Raw genomic sequence first — 21,108 nt, 5'->3', positions numbered from 1 at the left:
ACAATGGACCGTCAACGCACCGAGCGCATCCGCCCTGTCGCCGGCCGATCACGGCAGGCCCGCTGGATCTTCGTCGCCGCGACCGTGCTGTATCTCGCCGTCGGCGCGTGGCTCGGTGCGGGACACGGATTTCTGATGGGCGACGCGCTCAGCCGTGTGGCCGCCACCCAAGCAACGCTGTTCAGCCGCGACCCGCATTTGTCCGCGATCGGCTTCGTCTTCACTCCGCTGACCTCGCTGGCCCAGTTGCCGATGGTCGCCCTCGCGCACTGGTTTCCGGCGATCACCACCTGGAGCCTGTCCGGTGCGCTGATGTCGGCGCTGTTCATGGGTGGTGCGGTCGCGATGGTCTTCGGGATCGGCACCGACCGCGGTGCGCCGCTGTGGCTCAGTGGGGGAGTGGCCGCGGTGTTCGCGCTCAACCCGATGGTGGTGTTCTACGGCGGCAACGGGATGAGCGAGGCGCCGTTCCTGTTCTGCCTGTGCTTGGCATTGCGCAGGCTGATCCGCTGGGTACGCACCGACGACGCGAACGACCTGACAGTGTGTGGCATCGCGCTCGGGCTCGCCTACCTCACCCGCTACGACGCCTTGGCGCCCGCCGCGGCCGCCGCGGTCATCGTCGCCGTGCTCACCTATCGGCGCAGCCGTGGCGAGAGCCACCGGTGGCATTGCGTCATCATGGATTTCGTTCTCATCGTGCTTCCGGTCGCGGCCGCGTTTCTGGTGTGGGCCGCGACCAGCTGGTTGATCACCGGGCAGGCGTTCCAGCAATTCAGTTCGCAGTACGGCAACTCGTCGATCCTCCAGCAGTCCGGCGCTACCGGCACGACCGATGTCACTGCGGCGCTGGAGTATTCGACCGCCGCGACGCTGATCCTCGGTCCGGCGCTTCCCTTGCTCGTCCCGATCGTCGGCGCGCTCGCGATCCGCAGGCGCGATGGGCAGGTGGTGGTGCCGATCCTGCTCTGCGGAGCGGTGCTCGCGTTCCAGGCGTTCAGTTATCTGAGCGGTTCGACCTTCGCGTTCCTGCGCTTCTATGTCGCGGCGATCCCGCTGGCCGCGGTGCTGGTGCTACAAGTCGCGCCAGTGCGCGGGTTTCCACCGAGCAGGCGGCCCGGCAGGCATGCCGAGGTAGCGCCGCCGGATCCGGTGCGCACCACCGGTAAGCACCGCGCGTCCGCGCCACTGGGCGGCCGGGCCGTCGGGATGGCGCTCGCCTTGGCCCTGCTGGCGGCATCGGTGCCGCTCACCGCGTTGGGCATGTCGAGCCAGGCCATCTCGGTGCAGGAATACTCGCTCGGCGCAGTGGTTTTCCCGGATCCCGACGACGCGTCGGACCGCAGTGCCGACCAGCGTCGCATCGCGGCCACTTTCTCGACCGAGCGTCGCCTGGCGAACTATCTCGACGCCCTCGCGCTGCCGCGCGGTGCGGTGCTGATGGACACGGTGTACGGCTTCGCCGTGGTCGTCGCCTCGCATCGGCCCGATCAGTTCGTGGTGCCCTCGGACCGCGACTTCGTGCGGATGCTCAACCGTCCTGCCGAGCGCGGCGTGAAATACATTCTGGCGGTGCCGAACACCGGTCGCGGCACCTCGGACGCGGTCAATCGGCGCTACCCGACGATGTACGAGAACGGCAGCGGGATCGCGACGCTCGCCGTGGAGGCGCCGAACGACGGTGCGGGCCAGCCGCGGTGGCGGCTGTATCGGGTGCTCGGCGCGGGCTGAGGCGGTCAGCCGACGGTGGTGCGCTCCGCGACGAGCGACCACAGGGGATCGTCCGGCCCGATGTCGAAGGTGCATTGGTCTGGCCGCGGATCGGGGACAAAGGCCCAGAACAGCGCGCCCGCCGAGCCCGCGTTGCGTTGAGCGACCAGCTCCGCGTCGAGATGTGCGCGCCTGGTCGCTACGCTGCCGCACGACCCGGCCTTCTCGCCGATCTCGGCCACCAGCAACGGCTTTCGCAGCGCGGCGGCTTGCTGCAAGCGCACCGCCAGCCCGTTCCACTGATCGCCGGGCAACGAGGAATCGGTGGTCGAGTAGTCGTGGTACTCCACCACATCCACCTGCGGGGATTCGCTGACATACCGGAATTCGTCGCCCTGCGTACCGCATTGGCCGCCGCCCGCGTATCCCGCGAAGATCAACCGTTGCGGGTCGAGTGCCCGCACGATCGCCCCCGCGTCGTCCATGAACGTGCGCAGCACCTGCGCGGCGTCCGCAGGGCAGGTGCGGGCAGGCAGATCGCAATGTCCGCCCGTGCAATTGCTCGGCTCCGGTTCGCCGACCAACTCCCACCCCGCGAGCACCGGCACGTGCCGCCATCGGGCGACGGCGGTCCGCACCCACTCCTGGAAGCTCAGCACCGCACGCCCGTGGATCGGTGTGACGATCTTCCAGCCGTCCACATACCACTGCCGCTGCTTGAATTGCTCGTCCGCGCAACCACCGTCCTGCGGGGACAGCACCGGAAGCACGAGCTGGTCGTGCTTCGCTGCGGCGGCGAACACCGCGTCGGCGGGCGAATAGTCCATGGCGCCGGTCTCTTTGTTCACCGCGAGTGCCTGGAAAAGATTGAATCGGGTGAGCGAATTGCGCGGCAGCGCACCGAAGTAACGGTCCAGATCGGTCTGCGCGCCACAGCCGAAATTCACCGACCAATTCGTGGCGAGCTGTGGTGCGTTGAATCCGACCGGCCACCACTGCTTGTCGCGCAGTCGCAGGCCGGTCGGCGAGGCGCTCACCACCGCGTCGGCCGATGGCGTCGACGGTGGCGCCTTCGCGTCGTCCGCGCACGCGCACAGCCCTGTCACCAGCAAGGCGGCCGTCCACACTGCGGCGAATCGCACCTGCGTCACGTTACGCGGCTTTCGCCTGTCGCCGATCGCGACACGAACCGGAACTTTCGAGTTGTGGTATTTGTCCCTTTCGGGCCGTAATCCGCGTCACTGTTCCGGTTCGCCGAGTGTTGCGAAGCACGTGTGCAGCGTGCGGGGCTTCCGGCGGCAACCGGTTATAGTTGGGCGGCTGATTGGTTTACTGACCTTGGATTCGGTCGAGGTCGCGGGTGACGGTTTGTCACCGATTGCGCGTTGTGCTGTCAATTAAGGGCGGTAACTCGATGACCGACAATCGATCGATGTTTCGAACCTGGTGGCGAGACCGGGTCGATTACCGCCACCTGGTCGAAACCTTCGAATCACACGGCGCACTCGGTCGATTCAAGTTCATGCTCGGCACCGGCGGGCTGGTCATGCTGCTGATCGCGGTGCTCGCCTCGATCGCGCAGGGTGACGTGGCCGGGCCGGTCGGCGAGGTGCAAGGCATCGTCGAGGCCCTCGTCGCCGGCGTGTGGACCCTGCGCTGGTGGTTCCTGCCGTGGCCGCGCGAACGTGAGTCGCTCGTCTGGATCGTGCTCTTCGACATCGATACCACCGCCAACGATCTGCTGGTCCACGACCGCATCATCGGGGTGCTCGGTGTCGTCCTGCTCGCCGCGATGGGCGGGTACGTCGCGGTGTTCCACGGCCCGCGGATCCTGGCGCTGCACGTCGGGTGGACCGTGCTGACCAGCGTGCTGCTCGCGGCGCTGATGGTCAGCGGCGCGCTGCCTGCCGAGCAGGCGACCGTCGGGGACACCGGCGCGGATCTCGCACTCGGCCTCGCGTTCATCCTGGTGATGGTCGTGGTTGTCGGGGTGATCCTGCCTTTTGTGCAGTTCAGCCACTGGCTGCTGCGCAGGGACGCGCTGTCCGACCCGCTGACCGGGCTGTTGAACCGGCGCGGTCTCGACTCCTATCTGCCCTCGCATATGCGCCGTGCGCAGCACCGCGCGGCCTACGTGACGACGCTGGACCTGGACCGGTTCAAGGTCGTCAACGACACTTTCGGGCACCCGTTCGGCGACGAGGTGCTTGTTCGAACGGCCCAGCGCCTGCGTGCCGCGGCCGATCCCGACGCCTTGATCGCCCGCACCGGCGGGGAGGAATTCGTGGTCGTCGGTTTCCTGCGCGAGGATGCCGCCGCGGTGGGGGATGGTCTGCGCGGGGCGGTCGAGACGATGCCCGACCTTCCGGTGCTGATCACCGCCAGTGTCGGGGTCGCCGTGCTCGAGGCGGCGGAATCGTACAGCGACGTGACCTACCGGCATCTGCTGCGCAGTTCCGATTCGGCGATGTATCGCGCGAAACGCCGCGGTGGCAACGCCGTCGTCGTCGCCGAGCAGGACGAACCGGTGCACCGCAGGCCGAAGCGCAGGCATGTCATCCGGCGCGGCAAGAACGCCGCCGCGACGCTGCCCGATGTGTGAAATTATTGCAGTTGTGCCGACGCTGATGAATCGAAATTCTGGACATGCCAATGGCATTCACGATAATCGATTCGAATCAAGCAGTCACGGAACGGATTACTTGAACAAGACCGCCAATTATCTTCTCTGAGTTAGTATTTCGTGCCCTCGCAATGGCATTTACAGTGGGTTGTCTCTTCTCTCTGTACCGGAGTAATGCGAGGAATCCCATGTACAAGAAATTCGCCGCCATCGGCGCTGCCGTTTTCGCGCTGGCGTTGCCATTAGCGGGCGCCCAAGTTTCGGCGGCGCCAGGCGGGATCGAGATCGAGCCTGCTCCGCCCGGCAAGATCACTATCGAGGTGGTGACGGTCAACGGAACCGGTTGCCCGAAGGACACCGCGGCCGTGGCGGTCTCTCCCGACAACACCGCGTTCACCGTGACCTACAGCCAGTACACGGCCGGGGTCGGACCGGGCACGGGCCCGATGGACTTCCGCAAGAACTGCCAGCTCAACCTGAAAGTGAATGTCCCGCAAGGCTTCACCTACGGGATCGCGTCTGCCGACTACCGCGGTTTCGCCAGCTTGGCGAAGGGGGCGACCGCGCTGGAGCGAGCCAGGTACTACTTCCAGGGCAACTCGCCGACCGACTTCGTCGACCACACTTTCGCGGGCCCGTTCAGTGATGACTGGCAGAAGACCGACACGACCGACGTCCATTCGATCGTCTACGCACCGTGCGGTGCCCGCCTCAACTTCAACATCAACACCCAGTTGCGGGTCGATGCGGGCAAATCGGACCCAAAGAAGGAGACCAGCTTCATCACGATGGACTCCACCGACGGCAGCATCAACACCACCTACCACTTCGCGTGGAAGGTGTGCCCCACCAACCCCTGATGCTCTCGGCCCGACGATGAGGGGCTGAGCGGCACAGGTGCAGGGACTCTCGGTGACGACAGGGTGGTTGAGCCCCGTTGCACCGGGAGTCCCTGTTTCGTACCGGTTTGTTTCCTCGGTGTTCAGGTGGGGAAATCCCCACTGCTCGCCGGACCACCGGCGATAGGCAGTGCCTTTGCTACTCACGAGTTCGGCGTTTTCGCGCTGCGTTCGCAACAAGTGCTGGGCTACAGTGCGTTACGCACCGGACTGACACCGCTGCCGACGACGAAAAATCATCGGCACGCTGTGTCTCCGTGGCACCGACCCTGATACCCGACTCGGCGTTCGTCCGCTGCGCACGCAGGCAGCCCGCGACCGCCGACCTACCGATGGATGGCTACTCTGCTGTGGATCCAGCTATGCGGCCCGCGTACTCGGCCTCCCACCGCCGGGAGCCGATCGCGCGGAAGACCGACGGCACGCAGTGGTAGACAGGGTGTACGCGACCGTTCAGCCCGACTATCGATGCGGTAGTCGGTTCAGGACACCGATGCGGTGTCGCCCACAGCGACGTAACGGTCTGCACCGCAATCGGATACAGGGTTTCAGTATGCGCTCATCCGTGACGATGGGTACCGGTTTCGGCTTCGGTTCCGTTGGGGGGACCCGCAGTCGCACGGTACGTGAAATGCAAAGCCGCCAAGCTCGCCTGTCGACCGGGCTACTGTTTTTGGAGAGGAAAGGTCTGTCGAGTGTTCAGCCGTATCGCAATCGTCAACCGTGGTGAGGCCGCGATGCGGCTCATACACGCCGTTCGGGACTTGGCCGCGGAAACCGGGCAAGCGATCGAAACCGTCGCCTTGCACACCGATGTCGACCGCACCGCCACGTTTGTGCGCGAAGCCGACATCGCCTACGACCTCGGTCCCGCGGCATCGCGCCCGTACCTCGATCTGAAGGTGCTCGAGCGCGCGCTGGTGGCGACCAAGGCCGACGCGGCCTGGGTCGGCTGGGGCTTCGTCGCCGAGGACCCGGCGTTCGCGGAACTGTGCGCGGAAATCGGCGTCACCTTCGTCGGACCGAGCGCGGACGCCATGCGCAAGCTCGGCGACAAGATCGGCGCGAAGCTGATCGCCGAAGAGGTCGGCGTTCCGGTGGCGCCGTGGAGTCGCGGTCCGGTCGAGACCCTCGACGCGGCGTTGGCCGCGGCTGAGAACATCGGCTACCCGCTGATGCTGAAGGCGACCGCGGGCGGCGGCGGGCGCGGCATCCGCGTCGTCACCAACCCCGGCGACCTCGCCGACGCCTACGAGCGCACCAGCCAGGAGGCCGCGCGCGCCTTCGGCAGCGGCATCGTGTTCCTGGAGCGCCTGGTCACCGGCGCCAGGCACGTCGAGGTCCAGGTGATCGCGGACGGCCAGGGCACCGCATGGGCACTCGGCGTCCGCGACTGCTCGGTGCAGCGGCGCAACCAGAAGGTCATCGAGGAGTCGGCCTCGCCGGTCCTCAGCGCGGAGCAGACCGCCGAGCTCAAGACCTCGGCCGAGCGGCTTGCCCTCGCGGTCGGCTACTGCGGCGCGGCGACCGTCGAATTCCTCTACCACCCCGGCGAGCAGCTGTTCGCCTTCCTCGAGGTGAACACCCGCCTGCAGGTCGAGCACCCGATCACCGAGTCCACCACCGGATTCGACCTGGTCAAGGCGCAGCTGCACGTGGCGTCGGGCGGCAAGCTCACCGGCGAGCCGCCGGCCGAGCGCGGCCACGCCATCGAGGCCAGGCTCAACGCCGAAGACCCCGACCGCGACTTCGCGCCGTCCCCCGGCCGCATCGCGCTGCTGAGCCTGCCTGCCGGGCCAGGCATCCGCGTCGACACCGGCGTCAGCACCGGCGACACCATCCCCGCCGACTTCGACTCGATGATCGCGAAGATCATCGCCTACGGTCGCGACCGCGACGAGGCACTCGGCAGGCTGCGCCGGGCGATGACGGAGACCACGGTCATCATCGAGGGCGGCGCGACGAACAAGAGCTTCGTGCTCGACCTGCTCGATCAGCCCGAGGTGATCGACGCCAGCGCGGACACCGGCTGGATCGACCGCGTCCGCGGCGAGGGCAGGCTGGTCTCGCACCGGCACTCCGCCGTCGCGCTGGCCGCCGCCGCCATCGAGGCGTACGAGGAAGAGGAACGCGTCGAGCGCCAGCGGCTGCTGTCGACGGCATTCGGCGGTCGCCCGCAGGTGCAGCACGAGAGCGGCAGGCCGCTGGATCTCAAGCTGCGTGGTGTCGGCTACCGGGTTCGGGTCGCCAGGGTCGGCGCCCACCGGTTCCGCGTCGGCATCGAAGCGGGCGACGACGTGCGCACCGCGGACATCGAACTCGATCGATTCGACCAGCACACCGGGCATATCGTCGTCAACGGCATCCGGTACCGGCTGGTCGCGGCCACGCACGGACCGATCCACCTGATCGAGGTCGACGGCATCACCCACCGGGTCAGCCGCGATGAGGGCGGCGTCGTCCGTTCGCCCGCACCCGCGCTCGTGGTCGCCACGCCGCTGGAGATCGGCGCCGAGGTCGAAGCGGGCGCGCCGGTGCTGGTGCTGGAGAGCATGAAGATGGAGACGGTGCTGCGTGCGCCGTTCAAGGCGCGGCTGAAGGAATGCGCCGTTTCGGTCGGCACCCAGGTGGAGACCGGTGCACCGCTGCTGCGGCTCGAGCCGATCGCCGATGACGACGACGCCGCCGAGGACACCTCGAGCGGTGCGACCGTCGAGTTGGAACTGCCCGCGTTGACCGACGACGTCCCGGCTCGCCTGCGCACCACGCGCGGTCGGGAAGATCTGCGCAGCCTGCTGCTCGGCTTCGATGTCGACCCGCACGACGAGCGCAGGGTCCTCGACGACTATCTCGTCGCGCGGCAGGCCGCCATCGCCGACGGCCACCGGCCGCTGGCGGGCGAGCTCGAACTCCTCGAGGTGTTCGCCGATCTCGCCGAGCTGAGCCGCAACCGGCCTGCCGCCGAGGACGGCACGGGCACGGGCCACGTGCACAGCGCCCGCGAGCACTTCCACACCTACCTGCAGAGCCTCGATGTCGGGCGGGCCGGGCTGCCGGAAACCTTCCAGGCCAAGCTGGCCAAGGCGCTCGGGCACTACGGCATCACCGAGCTCGATCGTTCCGCCGATCTCGAAGCCGCGGTGTTCCGCATCTTCCTCGCCCAGCAGCGCGCGTCCGCGTCGGCGACGGTGATCGCGGCCTTGTTGCGCGGTTGGCTGCGGGAGCCACCGCCGGACGACACGCTGCGCGAGTCCGTCGGCGTCGCGCTGGAACGCTTGGTGGCCGCCACTCAGGTCCGCTTCCCCGTGGTCGCCGACCTCGCGCGCGGCATGGCGTTCTCCTGGTTCGGTCAGCCGCTGCTGCGCCGCAACCGCGCCCGCGTCTACGCCGACGTGCGTAACCACCTGCGGCACTTGGATGCTCACCCGGATGCGGCGGACCGTGCTGAGCGCGTCGCCGAAATGGTCCGCAGCACTGAGCCTTTGGTGCGGCTGCTGGGGCAGCGGTTGATCCGCGACGACCTGGACAACACCATCATGCTCGAGGTGCTGACCCGCCGGTACTATGGCAACAAGGGTCTCACCGACGTGCGCAGCAAGGTGTTCAGCGGCTGCACTTTCGTTGTCGCGCAACGCGCGGGCTCGTGCGTGGTCTCTGCCGCGGTGAGCTTCGATGCGCTCGGCACCGCGCTCGACGGGCTCGCGGAGCTGGCTTCGGGCGGCGAGGATGCCATCGACGCGGACATCTACGTCGCGTGGGAGAAGCAGCCGGAGGACTTCGGCGCGATGGCCGCGGCCCTGCACGACATCGTCACCGCGCACCCGCTGCCGAGCCAGGTGCACCGGATCACCGCCACCGTCGCAGGCAGTGGCGGCGCGGTGATGCACCACCACTTCACCTTCCGCCGATTGTCCACGGGCATGACCGAGGAACGGCTGATCCGCGGCCTGCACCCGTACATCGCGCAGCGGATGCAGCTCGAACGGCTGAGCAAGTTCGACCTCACCCGGCTGCCGTCCTCCGACGAAGAGGTCTACCTCTTCCGCTCGGTGGCGCGGGAGAACCCGTCCGACGACCGCCTCGTCGCATTCGCGCAGGTGCGCGACCTGACCGAGCTGCGTGATCACGAGGGCAGGCTGGTCGCGCTGCCGACGGCCGAGGACACCATCGCCATCTGCCTCGACTCGATCCGGCGTGCGCAATCGCAGCGCCCGTCGAAGACCCGGTTCAACACCAACCGGATCGTGGTCTACGTGTGGCCGCCGAGCAACATCACCCGCGCGGAGCTGGCGACGATCGCCGAACGGGTGCTGCCGACCACGGCGGGCGCCGGGCTCGAAGAGATCCTTTTCATTGCGCGCCAGCGCAATCCGCGTACCGACGAGCTGGTCAAGATCGCCGTGCGCATCTCGTTCGATGCCACCGGCACCCCCGAGCTTACGGTCGGTGCGCCGCCGACCGAGCCGGTCGAGCCGCTCGACGACTACCGGCTGAAGGTGCTGCGCGCGAGCAGCCGCAACACCGTGTACCCGTACGAATTGACCAGCCTGCTCGGCAAATTCGTCGAATACGACCTCGACGACGCGCACAAGCTGGTGCGGGTCGACCGGCCGAAGGGACGCAACTCCGCGGCGATCGTCGCCGGCGTCGTCACCACGAAGACGCGGCGGCATCCGGAGGGCGTCAGTCGGGTCATCCTGCTCGGCGATCCGACGAAATCGCTTGGCGCGCTGTCGGAGCCGGAGTGCCGTCGGATCATCGCCGCGCTGGATCTGGCCGAGCAGATGCGGGTGCCGCTGGAGTGGTACGCGTTGTCCTCCGGCGCCAGGATCTCCATGACGTCGGGCACCGAGAACATGGACTGGGTGGCCGCCGCGCTCAAGCGGATCGTCGAGTTCACCCAGGACGGCGGCGAGATCAACATCGTCGTCGCGGGCATCAACGTTGGCGCGCAGCCGTATTGGAACGCCGAGGCGACGATGCTCATGCACACCAAGGGCATCCTGGTGATGACGCCCGACTCGGCGCTGGTGCTCACCGGTAAGCAGGCGCTCGACTTCTCCGGTGGTGTGTCGGCCGAGGACAACTTCGGCATCGGCGGCTACGACCGAGTGATGGGTCCCAACGGGCAGGCGCAGTACTGGGCGCCGGACCTGGCGGCGGCGCGCGACGTGCTGATGTCGTACTACGACCACACCTACGTCGTGCCCGGCGAGGACGGACCGCGACGGGCGAGCACCACCGACCCCATCGACCGCGACATCTCCGATTTCCCGCACATCATCGAGGGCAGCGACTTCACCACCGTCGGCGAGATCTTCTCCGCCGAGGCGAACCGGGATCGCAAGAAGCCCTTCGATATTCGGACCGTCATGCGGGCGCTGTCGGACCAGGACCACCCGGTGCTGGAACGCTGGGCGGGCATGGCCGATGCGGAAACCGCGGTGGTGCAGGACATGCACCTCGGCGGCATCCCGGTGTGCACGCTCGGCATCGAGTCGCAGTCGGTGCCGCGCCGCGGCTTCCCCCCCACCGACGGCCCGGACACCTACACCGCGGGCACGCTGTTCCCGCGGTCGTCGCAGAAGGCGGCGCGCGCCATCAACGCGGCGAGCGGCAACCGCCCGCTGGTGGTGCTGGCGAACCTGTCCGGATTCGACGGTTCGCCGGAGTCGCTGCGCAAGTTGCAGCTGGAGTACGGCGCCGAGATCGGCCGCGCGATCGTCAACTTCCGTGGGCCCATTGTGTTCTGCGTGATCTCGCGGTACCACGGCGGCGCGTTCGTGGTGTTCTCGAAGGCGCTGAACCCGAACATGACGGTGCTCGCGATCGAGGGCTCGTTCGCGTCGGTGCTCGGTGGCGCACCCGCGGCCGCGGTGGTGTTCGCGGGTGACGTGAATGCCCGCACTGCCGCCGACTCCCGCGTCCGTGAACTGGAGGCCCGCGTTGCCGCGGCCACCTCCGGCGCCGAACGTGGCGCCTTGCGGGCCGAGCTCGATGAGCTCCGCTCGTCGGTCCGCACCGAGAAGCTCGGCCAGGTGGCGGCGGAATTCGACGGGGTGCACAACATTCAGCGTGCCGTCGAGGTCGGCTCGGTCGACGCCGAGATCCGCGCCGCCGAACTGCGGCCGCGCATCATCGAAGCGATCGAGTCGCATCTGCGGTAGTCAACTGCGTTGTGGTGAACAAGGCCTGGCACTTTGGTGCCAGGCCTTGTTTTTTGTGCCGAATCGATTGCGGCGCATCGGTGCATTGGGATCAAGCGGGCGCAGAGGGTAGCTATGGCGCTGCTTCGCCCCTACAATCCAGGCACGAGTGATCGGAGCTTCCCGTGTCGACAATTCTGTATGTCCTTCTCGAACCACTGCTCGGTGCTCTCGGGGCCTCCTATTGGGCAACCATATTCATGATCGGTCCGCCGAACTGAGTTTTCTTCGCTGAGCCTGTCGACGCAGTGGCGCGGCGGGCTGCTTTCGTGACGGCGGGGTTCGCACATCCAGCGCGGCCGGGTGCTGCGCAGGCGAGTCCTCATGTCTGATTTGCCCGAATTAGGCTGGGGTGGTGAATGTAGAAATTACACCCCTGCCAGGGATCGGCGTACGCAAGGACTTTCCGCTCGCCAAGGTGCGCCGGCGGATCGGGGTCATCGATCATCGAGACGGCGCTATCGATCTGATCATGACGAAACTCGACGATCCGGAAAGCACCGTGCAGATTCCGCTGACCGAAGAGGAAGCGGGGGTGCTGGCGAATCTGCTCGGCGCCCCGCAGGTGGTCGCGCGGCTGCGTGCGGAGCACCGCGACATGGCCGGATTGAACACCAGGCAGATGTCGATTCGGCGCGGATCACCGTACGCGGGGCGGACGCTCGGCGCGACGGCGATGCGGACACGGACGAAGACATCGATCGTCGCGGTCATGCGGGTGGGACAGGTAATCGCCTCGCCGGGACCGGATTTCGAGTTCGGTGCGGGCGATGTCGTGGTACTGGTCGGCACCGACGAAGGTCTCGATGCCGCCGCTCACGTGCTGACCGACGGCTGAGGCGATGGGGGAGAGCGGAACCGCGCTGGCGTTGATCCAGCTGGGGGCGGTGCTTTTCGGGTTAGGGGTGCTCGGACGGATCGCGGCCAAGATCGGCATGTCGCCGATCCCGTTGTATCTGATCGGTGGGCTGGTCTTCGGGACGGGTGGGTTGATCGAGCTGCGGCATGCGGACGACTTTCTCCACCTGGCCAGCGAAATCGGGGTGGTGTTGCTGCTGCTGTTGCTCGGATTGGAGTACAGCGCTGCGGAATTGGTGACCGGGATGCGAAGATCCTGGCCCGCCGGGCTGCTCGATATCGTGCTCAACGCGACACCGGGTGTGCTGGTTGCGGTCGCCCTCGGGTGGGGCACGACCGGCGCCATCGCGATGGCGGGGGTCACCTACATCTCCTCGTCGGGAATCGTCGCGAAAGTGCTGAACGACCTCGGCCGCCTCGGCAACCGGGAGACGCCGGCGATCCTGTCGATCCTGGTGTTCGAGGATCTGGCGATGGCGGGGTATCTGCCGGTGCTGACGGCGGTGCTCGCCGGGGTCGGCTTGGTCGCGGGCTTGCAGACCTTGGCGATCGCGCTGGGCGCGGTCACCGCGGTGCTGGTCGTCGCGTTGCGCTTCGGCAGACAGGTGTCGGCGGTGCTGGCCAGCAAGGACCGTGAGGTCTTCCTGTTGAAGGTGCTCGGCGCGGCGCTGCTGGTCGCCGGTGTCGCGTCGGCCGTGCAGGTTTCGGCGGCGGTCGGCGCGTTTCTGCTCGGCATCGCCGTGTCGGATGCCACCGCCCGCGACGCGACGAAGATCCTGGAGCCGTTGCGAGACCTGTTCGCGGCGTTGTTCTTCGTGCTGTTCGGGCTCAGCACCGACCCGGCGAGCATTCCGCCGGTGCTGTTGTGGGCCGTGCTGCTCGCGGTCGTCACCACGGCGACCAAGGTCGCCACCGGATGGTGGGCCGCCAAGCGGGGTGGCGCCACCCCGCTCGGCCGCGTCCGTGCGGGGACAGCCTTGGTCGCGCACGGTGAGTTCTCGATCGTGATCGCGGGTCTCGCGGTCGGCGCCGGGGCGGTCCCCGACGAATTCGCGGCCCTGGCAACGACTTACGTGCTCCTGATGGCGATGCTCGGCCCGATCGCGGCGCGCGTCGCTGAGCCGGTCGTGCGGATCGTCAAAGGTCAACCGCCCGTTCCGAAGAGCGAGGTCGGCGAATGAGGGTTCGGTCAGTCGGCGGCCGCGCCCGCGGTGATCCGGTTGTCCGGCAGGCCGACTCGGCTGGCGATGTTGCCGCGCAGCGGGAGGAAGGTCCCGTCACGCAAGGACTGTTCGATGTCCTCTAGCGAATGACCCTTGGTTTCGGGCACGGCGAAGTACACGAAAACGAAGGACAGCAGGTTGAATCCGGCGTACATGACGAATGCCGGGCCGAGCCCGAGTCCGTCGATGGTGGACAGCGCGGTGAGCGTGAGCACCAGATTCGAACCCCACAACGCGACAGCGTGCAGGCTGGTGGCGCGGTCCCTGATGCTCAGCGGGTAGAGCTCGGAGCCGAGCAACCAGCCGACCGCCTGCAGCCCTGCGGCATTGCAGGCCATGTACGCCAGCATCAAGGCGAGCGTGAGGTACCGGTTGGGGTGATCGGTGAGCACGAACATCAACCCGAAACCGAACAGGAACACCGTCGAGCCGGGAATCAACGTGAGCATCAATCGCCTGCGCCCGACCACGTCGACCAGTCGCTCGCCGACGGCGGTGAAGATCAGATACACGGCGGCGATGCCGAGGCCGGACCACACGACCAGGTCTGCGCCGAAGCCTGCGGCGGTGCCGAGGATGGTGTGCGAGTAGTAGATCATCATCTCCAGCCCGGACAGCTGGGTGAAGGCCGCGATGCCGAGTCCGGCGATGAGTGCAGGCCGGGCCCAACGCTGGGTGAGGTTCGCCCAGCCGCCGCGCGAATCCTTGGTCTCCTGCTGGGAGATCGCCCAGATCTGCAGGGTTTCCTCGACGGCGGCCGTCCGGTTGGGGCGCATCCAGCGCAGCACCACCCTGGCCTTGCCGACGGTGCCGTTCTCGATGAGCCAGCGTGGCGTTTCCGGCAGCTGGAGCATCGCGGCGGCGAGCACGAGTGCGGGGAACACCGCGATCCCGATCATCCACCGCCAGTTGCTGTTCGCCTCGGGAGTGCCGCCCGCGGCCGCGACCACGCTGACGAGGTTCGCGAGGAAGATGCCGACACCGATCGCGATGTTGAAGAACGTGACCATCGCGCCCCGGCGCTGTGGCGGCGCCAACTCGGCGATGTAGGTCGGCACGATCTGTGAGCAGGCGCCGACCGCGAGGCCGAGGAAGAGCCTGCAGACCGTCATCATCCAGGCGTCCACCGCGAGCGCGCAGGCCAGCACGCCCACCGCGAACACGCAGGCGATGATGAAGATGGTCTTGCGGCGCCCGAGCTTCTTCGACAGCGACCCGCCGACCAGCGCGCCGATCACCGCGCCTGCGAGGATCGCCGCGGTCACGATTTCCTGCCGCGTGTGGTCGATGCCCCACTGTGCCGACATCTTGGGGAGCGCGCCGGAGATGATGCCGGTGTCGTAGCCGTAGAGCATGCCGCCCAACGCGGCGAACAATGCCACAATCGCGACATTTCTCCCGGCACTCTGCTTTTCATCCCGTGTCGCCTTTTCCGGCGGTGAGATGACCATTTCGTATCCGTCGAGGTTGCGACGGCGCAGCCGAGGAATGAAACTTCTCCGTCTGCTAATTGTCGTTTTCTCGAGAGACATGCGCTCCAGTCGACCAGTGTTCGAACGTGCTGCGCAAATCGAAGGTGATTATTTGTGAGTTGGCTAACCTTTCTGTTTATTTTTTGTGCTCATTTTCCGTACACCATTTACCGGACAATGGTTACGCAACGGGCGACCGGTGCTGCCGTGGCCGGACGGTGCACGACACACGCATGTTTGGCCGACGCCTGCGTGAGTTGGTAGAAAGTCTTGGTGCCCAACATCATCACGAGATTCACGTCGTCCCTTCGGTATTCGCGAGTGGTGACGCGGTCGGTCTGTGTCGACCCCGAACTGGACGTGACGTGCACGCTGGTTCGCGCCGGTGATCTGGCGGCCGGGCGGCGGCTGTTGGCGCAGACTCGTGACGATGCGGAACTGCGCTGCCTGCGGGTCAGCGAGGTCAGCGACGCGGCGGTGGACCGAGTCGACGAATTGGCCCGCCTGTCCGAATCGTCGCCCGATGATCCGGATCTCGCGGTGTGGCTGGGGACGACGCGCATCAGGCAGGGTTGGCGGGTGCGCGGCGCAAGCCGCGCCGAGTACGTCAGCCGCACGCAGTTCGAGCAGTTCTGGCAGATCCTCGGCGGCGCCCGCGATCCGCTCGTGCGGGCCGCCGAACTCTTGCCCGCCGACCCGGTGCCGTGGGATTCGTTGCAGTGGTTGGGACTCGGCCTCGAATCCGACCGCGCCGAGCTCGACGACATCTGGGCGCAGCTGTCGCGCCGGACGCCGAATCTATACGCGGGTAACTACTCTCGCGTTCAGGTGCTGTGTGAGAAGTGGCTGGGCAGCAACGGGGAAGTGCTGGAGTTCGCCGACGGTTTGGCCGATCGGGTGCCCGCGGGTGATCCGATGACGGCGTTGGTGGTCGCCGCGCATCTCGAGGCCGCCAGCGAGGCGGACTGGCCGCTGGCGAGTTACTTTCAGAGCCCGGCGATTCGCGATCACCTCGTGGCGTCGGCGGATCGCTGGGCAGCCAACGAAACTGCTCATATTCGGACGCCGGAGGCGCACCATCTATTCGGCGCAGGTCTTTTCCTCGCGGGCGACCACGACCGGGCGCGACGGCATCTCGCACAGGTCGACGGCAAGGTCATGCCCGAGCGGTTGCCCTGGGTGTACCCGCTCAATTACTGCCCCGGCTACGACTACCTGAGCGTGCGCAGACAGCTCCGGCTGAGCTGACCGATCAGCTCCCGCGCAGGCCGAGGCCGCGCAGCTCCAGCGCGGCCAGCTCGCGCACCGTGTCCTCGTCGCCGTTGCGCCATGCCGTCACCACCTCCGGGTCGATCCGGTGCAGCCGGCGCAGCGGTTGATGGGTGAGCGCACGCAGCGCGAGCAGATCCTGCCCGGCCGGATCGGCCCGGAGACCGACCGCCGCCCCGGCCCTGCGCATCCAGCGCACCCGCAGCGGCAGCCAGACGAACAAGACCAACCCGATCGGGACGATCAACGACCCGATCGCCAGGGCGAGGGCCAGCTCGTGCACGAGCGCCTGCTGGTCGTGCCCGGCCTCGGCCATCGATCTGGCTGCGGTGGCGGCTCGTTCGAACGGCGACGTCAGATCGTCGCCGACCACCGGAACCCGCCCCACCTTGCCGCCGACGGTGCCGAGGTTGTCGGCCAAGCCACTGCCCGCGCCCTCCAACTTCTGTCCGGGCACGGCGAGCTTGCCCACCAGCTCGTGTAGCCACAGCGCGGTCCAGATCGCCGCGTACACCCATGCGGCGACCAGCAGATCGGTGACCAGTTGACGAATGGCGACAGGTGCGCGATCGGCATAAATCTTCACCAGCCCAGAATCCCCCGGTCGCCGCGCGAAAACTCGAAAAGCGGCACTAGACCGCGGAACTCGTGGTGCCCTTCGCCAGTTCGGTCAGCGAACCGTTCCGTACCGTCATCGCCGACAACGCGACGCCCGCCGTCTTCAGCTATCAGATCTACAACGGGGAACTCGACGATCTGCCGAAAGGCCTTGCTACGAGCAATGATCAGCTGATCGCCAAGGCGATCGATGCGTTGCGGCGCTCGGGCGAGGCCAGCGGTCCCGATGGTGCGGCGGAGTATCCCGAAGGCACCGACCTCGGTGGCGGCGGCAACATCCTCCTCGATTTCTCGTGGATGAACGTTATCCAGGACATCTTCCGTGTCGGCTCGCTGCTGTTTCCGAACTGCGACGGGTTCGTCGCCAGTGGCACCGTCGGCAAGAACAAGGTCGGCTGGGATCGGGCCATCGACGCCGCAGGCGGCACCATCTACCGCCAGACCATCCGGTACCCAGGCTACGACTCGCGGGCCGGCTGCGGGAGCAACTCCGATTACACCGTCACCTGGTCGGTCGCCCGCAGTCGCGCGCATGGTCCGAGCCTGCGAAACTTCCTGCGCGAGAACGGACTTGTGCCGTCACCTGGTCTTCGTTCGCTCTCGTCCGGCGGCCCGTTCAGCGTTCGGCGGCTCATGTACTGAACGGGCGGAACCCTTCAGCGGATGCGGTCGTAGATCGTCGCGATCTCGCCGAGCTCGCCGACTTCTTGATGGGTGAGCGTCCATGTCGAACCCGGCAGGCCGTCCTCGAACAGTCGCTGCCCGCCGCCGACGATCTCGGGGGTGATCAGGAGGAACAGCCGGTCGACCAGGTCCGCGGCGAGCAGCGGCTTCAGGATGCTCGGGCTGGTGTTGACGAGGATGTTGCCGGTGCCAATGGCTTTCAGTTCCGTGACGACATCGGCGGCGGGCGCGTTCAGCACGCGGGTACGCTCCCACGGCGCTTCGGTCAAAGTGGTGGAGAGCACGACTTTTTCGGTGTCGACCAACCATTTCGCGTAGCCGCGATCGCGGGGATCGGCGTTCTCGTCCGCGGCGACCGTCGGCCAATAGCCGAGGAAGCCTTGGGCATTGGGCCGGGAGAGCAGTGCTGTCGTCGCGCCGTCCCAGATCTGGGTGAGATGGTTTCGGCCGACGTCGGTGGTCGCGTAGCGAACGATAGCGCCGAGGTCGCCGGGTCCGTCGGGCCCGTGGTAGCGCCCGTCGAGGGTGATGGCGATGTTCGCGGTGACCTTGCGGCCGGTGGTGTTGGTCATGACGTTTCCTTTTCCTGCGGTGAACTTTTCAGCGTTGAGCGGTGCCGACGGCGTCGGCGAGGTTGTCGAGGACTTGGCCCCAACCGGTTTCGATTCCGGCAATGGCGGGGACTGCCTCGACGGTGGTTTCGGTGATGCTGAGGTCCAGGTGCAACCGGGTGCCTTCCTGGACCGAGGTGAGGGTCAGGTCGTAGCGGCCGGTGAACGAGACCGCGCCCGCGGGGTCGAGCACCGAGAGATCGAATTCGAGATGCGCGGGTTCCTGCGCGGCGTTGACCCGTCCTTCGGAGCGATACCGGCGTTCGGCATCGCGGAACTCGAGGACGGCGCGCCCGCCCGGCTTCGGCTCGAGGACGCACTCGGTGACCGTCATCGACGGCGGCGCCCACCAGGTGGCGAGCAGATCCGGGTCGACCCAGTACTGCCAGAGCACCTCCGGTGGCGTGGCGAGCACGCGTTCGAACGTGAAGGTGCGTCCGTCCGCCCAGCGGTCCCGGTCCGCGAGCGCGGATTCCGCGTCGATGGCCGCGCGATACCTGGCGACGACATCGCGCTCGTCGGCATGCGCCTCGATGAGCTCGATCAGCCCGCGGACCCGACGTTCGAGGTCGTGCAAGGGTGCCGCCTCGACCGCATAGACGCGGCGTTGCCCGAGCGGGAAGACCGTGACAAGCCCTGCGCGAGAAAGGGTTTGGAGGTGCTTGGTGGTCTGCGGCTGGCGTAGCCCGGTCAGCTCAGCCAGCTCGCCGACGGAGCGCGGCCGCTCGGCGAGCAACTCGACGATGCGCCACCGGGCGCCGTCGCCGAGCGCTGATGCGATCTGTTCCATGCTTCAAAGTATTCACTGAAGAGAATATTCTTGTCAAGGAATGCTTTGAGCGAGCGGTTCGGGCAGGTCAGCGGCGTGCAGGATGTGCAGGGTGCTGACGGCTCGGGTCAACGCGACGTAGAGGCGTTGTAGGCCACGCTGTTCCGCCGCGGCGATGCGGGCAGGCTCGACGACCACGACGGTGTCGAACTCCAGGCCCTTGGCGAGGGTGACCGGCGCCAGCGTGAGGGGAGTGGTGTCGGGGCTCGCCGTCTCGGCGCCGAGGACGGTGTGCGGTAGGCCTGCCTGCGTGAGTGCGTCCCGCAGCCAGGGGATGTCGGCGTCGGCGGCGATGAGGCCGATGGACCCTTCCTCGGAAAGGGCGGTGGCACAGGCGTTGACGACCACGGTGGTCAGGTCCGCCGGTGCGGTTTCGGTGATGCGGAGTGCATCGTCGGACTGCCGGAACGAGGCGGGGCCGCGCAAATCCGGCGCGATGTGCGGCAACAGTCGTGCGGCGTAGTCGATGATCTGCGCAGGGACGCGGTAGCCGCGCGTCAGCTCCTCGATCTTCCCGTCGGGCTTGTCGAGGTGGGTGAGCAGGGTGGACCAGTCGTGGACCGCCGCGGCGCTGGTGGCCTGGGCCAGATCGCCGAGGACGGTGCACGAGCCCGCCGCCCGCCGCGCGATCGCGCGAATCTGCATCGCGCTGAGGTCCTGGGCTTCGTCGACGACGATATGACCGAGCCTGGCAGGGCGCTCGACCAGCGCCGCGGCCTCGTCGAAGAGGGCGAGGTCCGCGCTGCTCCACGCCATCGTCTTGACGCTGCGCGGGCGCGGCGTGCGCAGGATCGCCTGCTGTTCTGCCTCGGTCAGGATGCCGTCCGCCGCGCGGGCGAGCTGGTCCTGGTCGGTGAGGAGCTCGAAGATCAGTCGCGCGGGATCGACCTTGGGCCACATCAGGCCGACGCTGTGCCGAATTGCCTTGGCGCGACCGAGTTGTCGGAGCGTATCGGTGCCGGTCGAGTGCCCGGCCCGCTCCATCTGGCGCAGCACCAGATAGGCCAGACGCTGGGCCAGCAGCTCTAGGCCCGCGTGGTAGCTGGTGCCGCGGCCGCGCACGGCATCGAGTTCGTCGGCGAGCTCCTCGGGATACAGCCGCCAGGTGCGATGCTGATGCTTGACCTCCAAGGTCTGCTCGCTCGGTTGGATGCGCGACCACAGATGGTTATCGATGACCTCGGCCATGCGGGTATCGCCTTTGATCCGAGCCACGTCCGGATCGTCGACGCGGTCGACAATGCGATCCGGATCGATCAGCTCGTCGATGGTGGTCTGGGAGACCTCCACCTCGCCGAGCGCGGGCAGCACGTTGCGGACGTAGGCGAGAAAGGAGCGGTTGGGGCCGATGACGGCGACCCCGCCGCTCGTTCGTAATCGCTCCCGCTCGCTGAACAGCAGATATGCCAAACGGTGCAGGCCGACAGCGGTTTTCCCGGTGCCAGGCGCGCCCTGGATGCACAGCGTGCGCTCCATCGGCGCACGGACCAGGCTCATCTGCTCCGGCTGAATGGTGGCTACGATATCGCGCATCGGACCCTTGCGTGGCCGCTCGATCTCCGCGGCCAAGAGTCCACTGGCCGAGGCGATCCGGCTCTCGAGTGACTCGTCCTCGAACGCGCTCAGCATGCCGTCGCGGTCGAAGCCGTACCGGCGTCGAACCCGGACGCCCCGCGAATCCTGGTGACTCGCTTCATAAAAGGCGCTCGACAGCGGCGCGCGCCAATCGATGACCATGAGCTCGCCCGCCTCGTCGCTCACCCCGCGGCGGCCGATGTAGACCCGATCGCGGTCGGGATCGCTTGCCGGTGAACGGCTGTCGCGCAGCTCGTCCGGCGGATAGTCCAGGCGGCCGAAAAACAAAGGCACACCCTCGATATCGGACAGCTCCTCGACCTGGTTGACGCGCCACCGGCGCATCGCGGTGTTGGTCACCTTGTCCCCGATGGCATCGCCGTCGGCTGCGCCTGTGCGCAACATCCGCTCCACCTCCCCGCGCATCCGGGCGAGTGCGGCACGGCAGGCGACCATATAGTCACGCTCCGCACGTATTTCGGGCTCGACAAATTCGCGGTCTGCTTGATTCATGATGAGGGTCCCCGAGAT

At 67.2% G+C, this 21,108-nt stretch carries 14 protein-coding genes; 8 read left to right on the top strand and 6 right to left on the bottom strand.

The genetic code is table 11. The features are described from left to right. The first annotated feature begins 3 nt into the window (after window positions 1-3). Entirely contained in the window at window positions 4-1,731 is a 1,728-nt protein-coding gene (locus ACGFNJ_RS32810) for an ArnT family glycosyltransferase (protein ID WP_393457463.1), read from the top strand. 5 nt (window positions 1,732-1,736) lie between these two features. Here the strand turns inward: ACGFNJ_RS32810 and ACGFNJ_RS32805 are convergent, their stop codons facing one another. Next, a complete protein-coding gene (locus ACGFNJ_RS32805) occupies window positions 1,737-2,861 on the bottom strand; it encodes a beta-mannosidase (protein ID WP_393457124.1) in 1,125 nt (374 codons plus the stop codon). A gap of 281 nt (window positions 2,862-3,142) precedes the next feature. On the opposite strand from ACGFNJ_RS32805, the gene ACGFNJ_RS32800 reads away from it, so the two are divergent. The 5 genes from ACGFNJ_RS32800 (at window position 3,143) to ACGFNJ_RS32780 (ending at window position 13,477) form a co-directional block, all read left to right on the top strand. Next, the gene (locus tag ACGFNJ_RS32800) at window positions 3,143-4,312 is read left to right on the top strand and encodes a diguanylate cyclase (RefSeq protein ID WP_393457121.1); all 1,170 of its coding nucleotides are present in this window, start codon (window positions 3,143-3,145) and stop codon (window positions 4,310-4,312) included. 209 nt (window positions 4,313-4,521) lie between these two features. Then, a complete protein-coding gene (locus tag ACGFNJ_RS32795) occupies window positions 4,522-5,193 on the top strand; it encodes a DUF4360 domain-containing protein (protein WP_393457118.1) in 672 nt (223 codons plus the stop codon). A 734-nt stretch (window positions 5,194-5,927) separates the two neighbouring features. Further along, complete coding sequence (locus tag ACGFNJ_RS32790; protein WP_393457115.1) at window positions 5,928-11,399, top strand: carboxyl transferase domain-containing protein; 5,472 nt, start codon at window positions 5,928-5,930, stop codon at window positions 11,397-11,399. A gap of 394 nt (window positions 11,400-11,793) precedes the next feature. Further along, entirely contained in the window at window positions 11,794-12,276 is a 483-nt protein-coding gene (locus ACGFNJ_RS32785; RefSeq protein WP_393457112.1) for a cation:proton antiporter regulatory subunit, read from the top strand. Between the two features lie 4 nt (window positions 12,277-12,280). Then, entirely contained in the window at window positions 12,281-13,477 is a 1,197-nt protein-coding gene (locus ACGFNJ_RS32780; RefSeq protein WP_393457109.1) for a cation:proton antiporter, read from the top strand. Between the two features lie 8 nt (window positions 13,478-13,485). On the opposite strand, the gene ACGFNJ_RS32775 is transcribed toward ACGFNJ_RS32780, so the two are convergent. After that, entirely contained in the window at window positions 13,486-15,051 is a 1,566-nt protein-coding gene (locus ACGFNJ_RS32775) for a sugar porter family MFS transporter (RefSeq protein WP_393457106.1), read from the bottom strand. Window positions 15,052-15,315: 264 nt separating this feature from the next. On the opposite strand from ACGFNJ_RS32775, the gene ACGFNJ_RS32770 reads away from it, so the two are divergent. Beyond that, window positions 15,316-16,239: a hypothetical protein gene (locus ACGFNJ_RS32770; RefSeq protein ID WP_393457103.1), complete on the top strand. Its 924-nt coding sequence runs from the start codon at window positions 15,316-15,318 to the stop codon at window positions 16,237-16,239. Window positions 16,240-16,243: 4 nt separating this feature from the next. Here ACGFNJ_RS32770 and ACGFNJ_RS32765 read toward each other — a convergent pair whose 3' ends face one another. Beyond that, a complete protein-coding gene (locus ACGFNJ_RS32765; RefSeq protein WP_393457100.1) occupies window positions 16,244-16,846 on the bottom strand; it encodes a hypothetical protein in 603 nt (200 codons plus the stop codon). Window positions 16,847-16,911: 65 nt separating this feature from the next. Between ACGFNJ_RS32765 and ACGFNJ_RS32760 the strand changes: the two genes are divergently transcribed. Continuing rightward, a complete protein-coding gene (locus ACGFNJ_RS32760) occupies window positions 16,912-17,520 on the top strand; it encodes a hypothetical protein (RefSeq protein WP_393457097.1) in 609 nt (202 codons plus the stop codon). Between the two features lie 14 nt (window positions 17,521-17,534). Here the strand turns inward: ACGFNJ_RS32760 and ACGFNJ_RS32755 are convergent, their stop codons facing one another. The 3 genes from ACGFNJ_RS32755 to ACGFNJ_RS32745 are packed head-to-tail and all read right to left on the bottom strand — an operon-like array spanning window position 17,535 to window position 21,090. After that, complete coding sequence (locus ACGFNJ_RS32755) at window positions 17,535-18,134, bottom strand: dihydrofolate reductase family protein (protein WP_393457094.1); 600 nt, start codon at window positions 18,132-18,134, stop codon at window positions 17,535-17,537. A 28-nt stretch (window positions 18,135-18,162) separates the two neighbouring features. Next, window positions 18,163-18,963, bottom strand: a complete 801-nt coding sequence (locus ACGFNJ_RS32750; RefSeq protein WP_393457091.1) for a metalloregulator ArsR/SmtB family transcription factor — start codon at window positions 18,961-18,963, stop codon at window positions 18,163-18,165. Between the two features lie 33 nt (window positions 18,964-18,996). Beyond that, a complete protein-coding gene (locus ACGFNJ_RS32745; RefSeq protein WP_393457088.1) occupies window positions 18,997-21,090 on the bottom strand; it encodes a HelD family protein in 2,094 nt (697 codons plus the stop codon). Between the last annotated feature and the right edge of the window lie 18 nt (window positions 21,091-21,108).

Origin of the sequence: Nocardia sp. NPDC049149 (assembly GCF_043197455.1) — a bacterium.
GTDB lineage: Bacteria > Actinomycetota > Actinomycetes > Mycobacteriales > Mycobacteriaceae > Nocardia.
This window is presented reverse-complemented; position numbering and strand designations above follow the sequence as displayed.

Bases quoted from the DNA above. Each gene is read 5' to 3' on its own strand.
- ACGFNJ_RS32810 (WP_393457463.1), top strand. From the start codon at position 4: ATGGACCGTCAACGCACCGAGCGCATCCGCCCTGTCGCCGGCCGATCA.
- ACGFNJ_RS32800 (WP_393457121.1), top strand. From the start codon at position 3,143: ATGTTTCGAACCTGGTGGCGAGACCGGGTCGATTACCGCCACCTGGTC.
- ACGFNJ_RS32795 (WP_393457118.1), top strand. From the start codon at position 4,522: ATGTACAAGAAATTCGCCGCCATCGGCGCTGCCGTTTTCGCGCTGGCG.
- ACGFNJ_RS32780 (WP_393457109.1), top strand. From the start codon at position 12,281: ATGGGGGAGAGCGGAACCGCGCTGGCGTTGATCCAGCTGGGGGCGGTG.
- ACGFNJ_RS32775 (WP_393457106.1), bottom strand. From the start codon at position 15,051: ATGTCTCTCGAGAAAACGACAATTAGCAGACGGAGAAGTTTCATTCCT.
- ACGFNJ_RS32755 (WP_393457094.1), bottom strand. From the start codon at position 18,134: ATGACCAACACCACCGGCCGCAAGGTCACCGCGAACATCGCCATCACC.
- ACGFNJ_RS32750 (WP_393457091.1), bottom strand. From the start codon at position 18,963: ATGGAACAGATCGCATCAGCGCTCGGCGACGGCGCCCGGTGGCGCATC.
- ACGFNJ_RS32745 (WP_393457088.1), bottom strand. From the start codon at position 21,090: ATGAATCAAGCAGACCGCGAATTTGTCGAGCCCGAAATACGTGCGGAG.